Consider the following 9953-nt stretch of genomic DNA (forward strand, 5'->3'; position numbering starts at 1 on the left):
AAATGTAAGGGGCCATCTAAGGCCCCTTTTTTATTTTAAGTTTTCTTCTTATTGCCTCTTTTAATTCTTCGTCTTTAGTTTCACGATAAATTTTTAAAAGTGCTTCTCTTTTCATATTGATATTACTTTTTCTTAATTTGGCATCTGTAATAAGACTGTCGATATTCTTAACTTTGTATGGATCAATTTCTTTGAGTTTTTTAAATTGCTCTAAGGACTTCTCATAGTTATTCAACTCAAAATGATAATTAAATGCAGAGTAGTACAGGAGGGAGGTATCATTTGAAAAATATGTTAAACCTTTATCAAAGAGAATTCTAGCTCCTTCAATATCATCTTTGATAATTGATAAATATATACCGCCCTGTAAGTAATTTTCGTAAAAAGTCGGATCAAGACTGGATATGAGCTTAAATCGATAAAAAAGCCAAGATCTTCTATCTCTCGGTGTATGAGAGGTATCTGCATCGAGTAGTGTTTTAGTCCAAATGAAACTAGAAATAAATCGGTAGTTTCCAAAGGAAAATATTTTGGTAATGGGTGCTGAAAACGTAGTGAATGACTCGGGATTATGTGGTTTCTTAAACTGAAGATAATTATTAATTGTTACAAGACAAATGATAAGTATTGTTGAAAAGATAAAGTTTGATATTACTGTTTTTTTCATATGCATTAATGATTATACTATTATTATAAAAATAAGAAAGGTTTCAAATGTTACAATGTACTAATATATCTAAATCATTCAAAAGAGACTTTTGGGCCAAAGAGTTTATTGCTCTTCGAAGTATTAACTTTGATTTATCTCAAGGGAAGATCGTTGGATTTCTTGGAGCAAATGGAGCAGGAAAAACTACTCTGATAAAGATTATTTTAGGCTTTATTCGCCCAGACTCTGGAAGTATTAATATATTAAACAAAGATTGGCTTGATGAGTCAGTACATGCTCAAATCGGATATATGCCAGAGCGGCCTTTTTACTATCAAAACTTAACGGGTCTAGAATTTTTAGAATATTGTGGAAAGCTACAGAATATAAACAAGAACGATCTCGAAAAAAATATTGATAAGTGGACAACAAAATTTAGAATTAAGTTTGCTCTTGATAGACAAATTAAAGGTTATTCTAAGGGTATGCTTCAAAGACTAGGCTTTGCTTCAGTTCTTCTCCATAATCCAAAATTAATTATTCTAGATGAGCCGTTATCAGGCCTTGATCCAGTAGGAAGAAAAGAGTTTAAAGATGTAATTAGGGAAGTTAATAAAGATGGCGTAAGTGTTTTCTTTTCCTCTCATATCGTTTCAGATGTTGAGGAGGTATGTGACGATGTCGTTGTTTTAGAAGATGGCGTGATTGTATATAATGGACCAATCAAGAAACTTGTTGAAGAAAACACAAGTAATGAATTTATCATAAAATACTATAATGAAGATAATTTAGAGAGTTTAGTAGTAAGTAGTACAGATAAGGATAAGAAAATGTATGAACTACTTAAACAAGGCATGAAAATCGAAAGAATTGAAAGAGTCTCTTCTTCACTAGAAGAAATTATTTATAGGTTAAATAAATGAGAAATATCATAACAATTTCTAAGTTTACTTTTAAAGATATTATTAAAAGTAGAGTGTTATATTTAACTTTATGGATCTCACTATTTATTTTGGTAATGAGCTATGTAACTTCTGAGTTTGCATATGGAAATATATTACGCGTTTCTATCGACTTTGGACTTGGTGGAGCTTCTTTAGCCGCAAATATTTTAGCAGTTTTTGTAGGTGTAAATATTCTCTCTGATGAAATAGAATCCCGAACAGTATATATTTCTCTGTCTCGTCCTGTTTCACGTGTAAGCTTCTTGATTGGTAAAATGGCCGGTGTTTCATCTGTCCTTGTTTTAGCTTCACTTCTTATTTTTAGTGTTTCTTTGATCCCATTCCTCTCAAGAGGCGGGGTAATTGATTATATGATAGTTCACTCATTGTTACTTGGTATTATTGAATCATTATTATTATTTTTGATTGTATTATTCTTTAGTTTGATTACTTCAAAAGCTTTGAGTGTTATTAATACTGTAGTGATATATTTTATAGGACATGCTGTTACACATATATCGGAATTAACGTTTGTTAAAAGCAGGGAGGGGCTTAATTTCATCATTAAGATCTATAAGTTATTTCTTCCAGACTTAAACTTATTAAATTATAAACCATTTGTTTTTAATTCTGAGCTAGTTTCAAATAATATTCTTTTAAAAAGTTATGCCTATGGAATCTCTTATGTCCTAATTTTAGCTTTTATTAATTCCTTAGTCTTTAAAAACAAAGAGTTAGCATAATGATCCTCTTATATAAGATTTATGCTTTTATTTTTGGTGCAATGGTTGGAAGTTTCCTTAATGTGCTTATTTTGAGATTGCCTAAGGGGGAGAAATTCTTCGTTGATCGCTCAAGATGTCCAAAATGTGGATTTCAATTAAAGTGGTATCATAATATTCCAATCATAAGTTATATTTTACTGAGAGGTAAGTGTGCAAGCTGTAAATCAAGGATAAGTTTACAGTATCCAGTAATAGAATTATTAACAGCTGTGATATCTTTATTACTATTTGGAAATGAGATCTCACTCCATACAACTACATCCTATTTATTCTTTTTTACTATAGCTTGTTGCCTGCTAGTACATTTTGTAATTGATATCAGACATCAGATTTTACCTGATTCAATCAATATCTATTTGGGTGTAATTTTCTTTATACATGCAATATTTTTCTTTCCTATTCAGCATTGGCTTCTTGGAGGAATAATAGGTTTTGCAATACCTTACTTAATTACTTTTGTATTCTATAAGTTAAGAGGAGTTGTCGGTCTTGGTGGTGGTGATATCAAGCTATTTGGGGTTTTAGGAATTTATCTAGGTCCTTTGGGAATCATTCACAATATGTTGTTTGCCTGTGTTTTTGGAAGTGTGCTAATGCTACCTCTTTTAATCTTTAAAATTATTAAAAGAGACCAAGCGATTGCTTTTGGCCCATTTATAATTCTTGTTGCAGTGATACAAATATTCCTTCCAAATATTTTTAAAATGATGCTGGGGGTCGTACTCTTTTAAATAACTTCTTGAAATGACTGGACTGTGCAGAGTATAATAAAATAATACTTTTATAGGTCATGGATGAATAAAAATATAGAGATACAGGATGTTATATTCAAAATACGCGAGGCGGTCGGTTTAGTTCCAAAGGAATTAATAGGTGTCGATATTGGTCAAAGTTCAGTTAAGGTAAGTAAAATTACGACAAAGAACGATACTTATACCTTAACTAAATACGCATCAGTTCCTCTTCCTGAAGCAACGATTATTGAAGATGAAATTCAAGATGAAGAAGCATTAAAAGATGCTTTAAGTGAAGCATTTGCAGAAGCAAAGATCACTGAGCCATATATCTGCCTCGGCCTATCTGGTCCAAATACAGTTATTAAAAAACTTCAGCTTGCCGGGGGCGAGGATGAAGAGCTAGAGGATCAAGTTACATGGGAAGCAGAACAGTATCTTCCTTTTCCTGTCGAAGATTGTAATATTGATTGGTATGTAATCGGTGAGAATATGGGTGGTGGTTTAGACGTAATTGTCTGTGCCATTAAAAAAGATGTACTTGAATCATTTCGTTCCATTTTAACCTCTTTAGGTAAGGTTGTTAAAGTTGTCGACCTTTGTCCTCTTGCAATTACTAATATTTTTGAACTAGCAGGTGAAGAAGCGGTAGAAAACGATGATGAACTTGAGGATGAAGAATCTGAAGTCTTTGAAGGAACGTCTGCAGGGACTTCAACCAAAATTTTAATACCCTCGAGACTTCTTATCGATATCGGTTCACAGGCGACCATATTCACTGTTCTAAAAAAAGGTGTACCGGTCTTTGTGAAGGAGATTATTCTCGGTGGTGCAAGTATTACTGAAGAAATACAAAGACAGTTAGGTGTAAAATTTGCTGAAGCTGAAGACTTGAAAAAGATGTCAGCTGGAGGCGGAGTACCAGATGATGTCTTAATGATTATTAATGAAATTAATTCGTCTATTGTAAATGAACTTAAGAAAGCTCATGATTTCTACATAAATGCAACTTCTGATGATTCTTTGAAAGATATTACTGTCACAGGTGGATCCGTAAGGCTACCTAATCTATTGGAAGAAATACGAACTTCTTTTGGAGTCGATGTTAATGTATTAAACCCTTTTAATGAAATTGAATTTGATGAAAGTAAGTTCTCTGATGAGGAGTTAACTGATATGGCCCATGAAGGGGTTGTTTCGTTTGGTTTAGCAATAAGGGAGTTTCCTAAATGATAGAAATTAACTTATTAGAGAAAAAGAAACCATTCGAACTACCGGTTGTTCTAGGTGTTGACTTAAATCAAGTTAATAAGAAGTCTCTAGTTATTGGCTATTTAATTTATTATATCCTAACGGGATATGTTGTACCTGGTTTCAAAGACGAGAACAAAGAGTTTCGTGCGCAGATTTCACAAGCTCGTAGTGAATATAATAAAGTTAAAAAAGAAGTGGATTCATATGGTTCCTTAAATGAAGTAATGAATGCATTTTCGAAAAGAATTGAAGAGCTGAAGTCTCGTGAAGAGCTTGTTGCGAAGGTTATGTCTAAAAAGTCTAACCCTTATAAGGTGTTAAGAGGATTATCTAGTTCGTTAAATGATGATATTTGGTTTAATCAACTATCGATAGATAAAGATCGTGTTATTAAAATTGAAGGAGAATCTATTTCATTCTCTTCAGTTGGTGACTTTGTTAATAATGTGAAGGAGTTAGAATACTTTATATCTAGAGGGAACTTTACTGGTGAAACTTTTGGAATGAAGGAACTTAAAGAAGTTCAAGACGAATTATATGGTGAAACAGTTACACTTCAGAGCTTTACAATTGAGGGTAAAATACAATCTTATGGGGATCTAAATTAATGCTATCAATTGTTAATAAGTTATATTTGTTATTAATTCTTTATGGTTGTTTCTTAACATATGAAGCATATAGTGAAATACAAATAGAAAGAGAAGCGTTGCAAAATGAAGCACAAAGTTTTGAAGCTAGGATTAATAAGAAAAAAAGAGAGCTCAAAAAGCTTAAAGATTATGAGAAGGATGTAGAGCGTAAAAAAGAAGAAATCGAGATAGTCGCTCAGAAGCTTGAAGAGACACAAAGAAGATTACCTAAAGATATTAGTGATAACGAGAGTATTAATTTAATTAAAAAAATTGGGGAGTCTCTAAAGATAAAAGAAGTACAGATTATCCCAAGTGGTCAAGAAGAGAATGGTTTTTATATTACAAAATTCTATACTTTCTCAGGAAAGGGGACATATCTTCAATTCTTATTACTTTTAGAAAATATTTCAAAACAGGAAAGAATTTTAAATGTTAGAGATATTAATCTAAGTAAAATATCAAAAACAAATAAGTCGAGATATGAAATTATTAATTTAGCAGCTACGATTGAAAGTTATATCTATAATTCTAATCACCGTGAGAATCGTGGAATTGAAGAGATTGAACGTCGCATTGAAGAAGCGAGCTCAAAAAAGAAAGTAAAACCTAAACGTAAAAAGAGGAAGAAATGATTAAAGTTTTAATGATAACATTTCTATTCGCTCTACCTGTAGTTGAGATATATTCTCAATCTTTAGATCTGAATTCAGCTCGTAGTATTAGGGATCCCTTTAAAGTTAAATATCGTAAAAAGTTTGGACAAAAAAGAACTCGACGAGAGAAGTTTAAAGGTTTTACTAATAAATTATCAACAGACAATCTTCGAATTGATCGACTTCGCGTAACTGGGATATTTATGGGGAAAAACCCTAGAGCAATTGTTACTGAAGTAGACGAGAAGGAGAATGAGAATAATGGTGCTGCTGCAGAGAAGCGTGAAGTTGTAATTATAAAAGAGGGAATGAAGATAGGACCAGACCAAGTAGAGGTTAAGGCAATTCTTCCTGGTGGTGTGGTATTAGTTGAGAAAATTATTAATGTATATGATGAAGAAGAATATTTAGAAACGATTCTTCCACTATCGGATTGATATAACTTTTTAAAATTCAAAAATATGATAAGATAATTATATAACTATTTTACTTAGGATGAGTAAAAATGAAGAAAATAATATATGTAATAGTAGTCTTGTTTTCATTTGCAGCATTTGGTGCAAATTTAAATATGATAGACTTTCAACAAAAGAATGATCTCAGTTATCTAAATTTTAATTTTGATAATTCAGACTTCAAAATCAAAAAGTTTCAGATTGTAAAAGACAAGCAAGTTGTAATAGACATTGAAAATGCTGTTTCGACAGACCGTGTACTTAGAGCATTTGATACTTCTGAATTCTCCGGTAGTGTAGTTTTTGTTTCAGCCTTTAAGCAACCAGGAAATAAAAAACAAATACGAGTGATTGTTCAGTTACGAGATAATGTAAGGTCAAAGACTCAAACTTCGGGAAATACTGCTAGCGTAATATTTGAAAATCGTTATGGTGCCTTTGCTAGTACTTCTACAGAAGATAACAGTGTTGCAAGACTTGAAGACGATAAGGAAAACGAATCGGCCAAGGTTCTTAAACCGAAGTCGACAAGCTTAGAAGATATTCTAGAGAATCTAACTCTTTCTGGTCAAAAAAAGTATGTTGGAAATAAAATTACATTAAACGTAAAGGATATGAAGGTAAATGATATCTTAGATCTTATTGCAGATGCATCTGGATTTAATATCATAATGACAAATGAAGTTGCTGAGCTTCATCCACTTTCGTTAAATCTTGTAAATGTACCATGGGATCAAGCCTTAGATACCGTTCTTTCAATTAATAAATTGGTTGCAGAGAAAAACGGAGCTATCTTAACAATCAAAACGTTGGCACAAGCAACAGAAGAAAGAAGAAAAGAAAGAGATGCAAATCAGGTAAAAGCAGTAGCAGAGCCTCTTGTAACTAAAGTTCTACCGATCTCCTACTCAAAAGCTAAAGATCTTACTGGACTATTAAAGGATTATGTAACAGTAAATAGAGGATCTATTATAGCTGACGATAGAACTAATAATTTGATTATAAATGATACTCTAGAAGTAACAGAAAAAATCGCTAAGATAGTCAGTTTACTTGATCGACAAACTCCACAGGTTTTAATTGAATCAAAAATTGTTGAAGTAAACGAGGGATATCAGAAACAAATTGGTCTTCAAAATGGTCTTAACTTTGGCTATGACCCTGTAGGGCAAATTCCACCGACCACAGAGTTAACAGGAACCCCGAGTACAACAGCAATCTCTGGTCCTGGGTTAAGCTTTTCTAGTGCTCCTGCCGCAGGGGAAAATGCGAGAAATCTCTTGGGCTTAAGCATTTCAAGATTTGGAAGATTATTCAATTTAGACTTTCAATTACAATTACTTGAAAGTGAATCGAAAGGGAAAATTATTGCAACTCCTAGAGTTGTAGCAAAAAATAATGTTAAAGCAGAAATTATTTCAACTGATACGACATCATTTGAAGAGCGACAAGGTACAGGTGAAGACGTTGTTATTACTTTCAAGGAAACATCTGTAGAGCTAAGTTTAGCAGTAACTCCTCAGGTTTCAAATGATGGTGCAATTGATCTTACTGTCGAATTGTCAAAAGAACAATTTGGGACAGCGCCGGCTGCTGGAGCACCGCCTGATAAAGCGAAAAGAGAAGTTAAAACAAATGTACTTGTTGAAAATGGATCAACGATTGTACTAGGTGGTTTATATAGTTATTCAAAACTAGAAACACATTCAGGGGTACCTTATTTAAAAGACATGCCAATTGTTGGTTGGCTATTTAGAACTCCTTATAATCCACAAGTTTCAAAAACAGAGCTTGTTATATTCATGACTCCTCGTATTATCAATCAGGATCGTGCAGGACTTACAAGTAGTTTATAAATGAAAAACTATAAAACTCTTATAACAAAATATAAAACTCAATTAGATAAAGACCCTCGTTCGAGGGCCTTTGCTCCTCTTGCTGAAATCTATCGAAAAGTTGGAATGACAGATGAAGCATTAAGAATCTTAAAAAGAGGAATTTCTTTTCATCCTAATTTCGGTGCAGCGATCATTATTTATGGTCAAATCCTACTCGAAGAAAATGAACTTGAAGAAGCTTATACAACACTAAAGCCTCAATTGAATCTTAATGGTGACAACTTAAAGTTCTTAAAAACTTTTGCTCAAGTTTGTTTTCGTAGAAATTTCATTCTTGAAGCTTTAAATACCTATAAGCGCGTTTTATTTATCTCTCCAAGAGATGAGGAAGCTAGTGAATTTGTTTCAAAATATGACAACTTTGATAGTCTAGAAGAAGAGGATCTTACTCAGCAGACTTTTGATATTTCCAATCTCGATAATGAAATCGAAAGCTGGAATACTTTAAGTCTTGTACCTAAAGAAGAACCAGAAGTTGAAGAAGTTATTGAGGAAGTACAAGAAACAAATACACCTCAATTCTTTAGCCACACTTTAGTTGATCTGTACTTGAAGCAAGGTGCAAAACAAAAAGCAATTGAAGTTTTAAGTTCAGCACTTCAAGAAAATCCAGATGACCAAAAAATCAAGATGCGACTTGATGAGCTTCAGCATGAAAACGATGCTAGCACTGGCCATGATAGTTTAATGGCCGCTTTTGAAGCAAGTGCGAAAAAATTAGAAAGTAAGCCAAAGCAAGAGTTAGATAAACTCACAATGGCCTTTGATCTTTTTGATTCATATATCAAAAAAAGAAGTAGTGAAGTATTAAATGGATAAGTTTTTAGTAATAAATGGACCTAATCTGAATCTTCTCGGATCTAGAGAACCTGATATATATGGAAAGTACAGTCTTACAGAAATTGAAGACTTAACTAATAAGAGACTTGAAAATGCTGGCCACAAGGTTGATGTCGAATGGTTTCAGAGTAATGGTGAAAAAGAGATTATTGAAAAAATCCAAGCAGCATCAAATGCTTCATACAAAGCAGTAATCATTAATCCAGCTGCTTTTTCTCATACAAGTATCGCAATCTTGGACGCGCTGCGTGTTCTCTCGTGCCCGGTTGTTGAAGTACATTTGTCTAATACTAACCAACGAGAGGAATTTAGAAGTAATAAAATTACTGCAAAATCCTCAACAGCTGTGATAGAAGGTTTAAAAGAAAAAGGTTATTTTCTCGCTATTTTATCTCAACTAATTTAAAGGGTTTTTATGGAGTATCAAACTACTGATTTTAGAAAAGGTTTAAAAATGGAAATCGACGGCAAACCATATGTTTGCATCAAGTGTGATTTCACAAATCCAGGTAAAGGTTCAGCTTTTTACAAGTTAAGAATTAAGAATCTTGAAACTGGTGCAGTAATTGAGAGAACTTTTAAATCAGGTGTTGCTACTGGAGCACTAAAGCCAGATCTAGATGAAAAAGAAGTAGAATATCTTTATGCAGATCCAGATGGATTCAATTTCATGGATCAATCTACATATGAAACGATTCATGTAGCTAGTGAATATATCGATGATTCAGCAAATTATTTACAAGAAGGTATTAAAGTAGGACTACTTTATTATAAAGGCAAGCCTATTTCTGTTGAATTACCGAATTTTGTTGAATTAAAAGTTACAGAAACAGACCCTGGTCTTAAAGGTGATACAGCTCAAGGTGGACTTAAAAAGGCCGTTATGGAAACAGGTCTTCAAGTAAATGTACCTCTGTTTATCAAAGAAGGAGAGATCCTAAAAATTGATACGAGAAGCGGAGATTACGTGGAAAGAGTAAACAAATAATTTTCTTATAAAGGGTCATTTTTATGGCCCTTTTTTCTTAGATTTTCCCCCATTTTTAAAAGGTAAAAAGTACGCTTAATATTATTAAATTTTATAATTTGATATAATAATTTTAGGTAGT

General features: G+C 32.7%; 12 protein-coding genes. 11 read left to right on the forward strand and 1 reads right to left on the reverse strand.

Annotated features, from left to right (window positions below; genetic code table 11):
• Positions 1-16: 16 nt before the first annotated feature.
• Positions 17-667 carry a hypothetical protein gene (locus tag ACN5L8_RS13050; protein WP_334677742.1) on the reverse strand — a complete coding sequence of 217 codons (651 nt, stop codon included), beginning with the start codon at positions 665-667 and terminating at the stop codon, positions 17-19.
• Between the two features lie 47 nt (positions 668-714).
• Here ACN5L8_RS13050 and ACN5L8_RS13055 point away from each other — a divergent pair, with 47 nt between their 5' ends.
• From ACN5L8_RS13055 to efp, 11 genes are all read left to right on the forward strand, one after another.
• Positions 715-1572, forward strand: a complete 858-nt coding sequence (locus tag ACN5L8_RS13055) for an ABC transporter ATP-binding protein (RefSeq protein ID WP_419173244.1) — start codon at positions 715-717, stop codon at positions 1570-1572.
• Positions 1569-2336, forward strand: coding sequence for an ABC transporter permease (locus ACN5L8_RS13060; RefSeq protein ID WP_120404037.1), 768 nt, complete (start codon positions 1569-1571; stop codon positions 2334-2336). The genes ACN5L8_RS13055 and ACN5L8_RS13060 overlap by 4 nt, the downstream gene beginning before the upstream one ends.
• Positions 2336-3109 carry a prepilin peptidase gene (locus ACN5L8_RS13065; protein WP_419173245.1) on the forward strand — a complete coding sequence of 258 codons (774 nt, stop codon included), beginning with the start codon at positions 2336-2338 and terminating at the stop codon, positions 3107-3109. Before ACN5L8_RS13060 ends, ACN5L8_RS13065 begins: the two co-directional genes overlap by 1 nt.
• Before the next feature lie 63 nt (positions 3110-3172).
• Positions 3173-4345 carry a type IV pilus assembly protein PilM gene (pilM, locus tag ACN5L8_RS13070; protein WP_120404039.1) on the forward strand — a complete coding sequence of 391 codons (1173 nt, stop codon included), beginning with the start codon at positions 3173-3175 and terminating at the stop codon, positions 4343-4345.
• Positions 4342-4974 carry a PilN domain-containing protein gene (locus ACN5L8_RS13075; RefSeq protein ID WP_120404040.1) on the forward strand — a complete coding sequence of 211 codons (633 nt, stop codon included), beginning with the start codon at positions 4342-4344 and terminating at the stop codon, positions 4972-4974. Before pilM ends, ACN5L8_RS13075 begins: the two co-directional genes overlap by 4 nt.
• 26 nt (positions 4975-5000) lie before the next feature.
• Positions 5001-5630: a type 4a pilus biogenesis protein PilO gene (gene pilO / locus ACN5L8_RS13080; protein WP_419173246.1), complete on the forward strand. Its 630-nt coding sequence runs from the start codon at positions 5001-5003 to the stop codon at positions 5628-5630.
• Positions 5627-6088 carry a hypothetical protein gene (locus ACN5L8_RS13085; RefSeq protein ID WP_419173247.1) on the forward strand — a complete coding sequence of 154 codons (462 nt, stop codon included), beginning with the start codon at positions 5627-5629 and terminating at the stop codon, positions 6086-6088. Before pilO ends, ACN5L8_RS13085 begins: the two co-directional genes overlap by 4 nt.
• Positions 6089-6156: 68 nt before the next feature.
• Positions 6157-7962, forward strand: coding sequence for a type IV pilus secretin PilQ (pilQ, locus tag ACN5L8_RS13090; protein WP_419173248.1), 1806 nt, complete (start codon positions 6157-6159; stop codon positions 7960-7962).
• Complete coding sequence (locus tag ACN5L8_RS13095; RefSeq protein ID WP_114706142.1) at positions 7963-8823, forward strand: tetratricopeptide repeat protein; 861 nt, start codon at positions 7963-7965, stop codon at positions 8821-8823.
• Positions 8816-9250: a type II 3-dehydroquinate dehydratase gene (locus ACN5L8_RS13100; protein ID WP_120404045.1), complete on the forward strand. Its 435-nt coding sequence runs from the start codon at positions 8816-8818 to the stop codon at positions 9248-9250. The genes ACN5L8_RS13095 and ACN5L8_RS13100 overlap by 8 nt, the downstream gene beginning before the upstream one ends.
• 9 nt (positions 9251-9259) lie before the next feature.
• Entirely contained in the window at positions 9260-9832 is a 573-nt protein-coding gene (efp, locus tag ACN5L8_RS13105; protein WP_114706144.1) for an elongation factor P, read from the forward strand.
• Positions 9833-9953 lie beyond the last annotated feature (121 nt).

Origin of the sequence: Halobacteriovorax sp., assembly GCF_048381875.1 — a bacterium.
GTDB classification, from domain to species: domain Bacteria; phylum Bdellovibrionota; class Bacteriovoracia; order Bacteriovoracales; family Bacteriovoracaceae; genus Halobacteriovorax_A; species Halobacteriovorax_A vibrionivorans.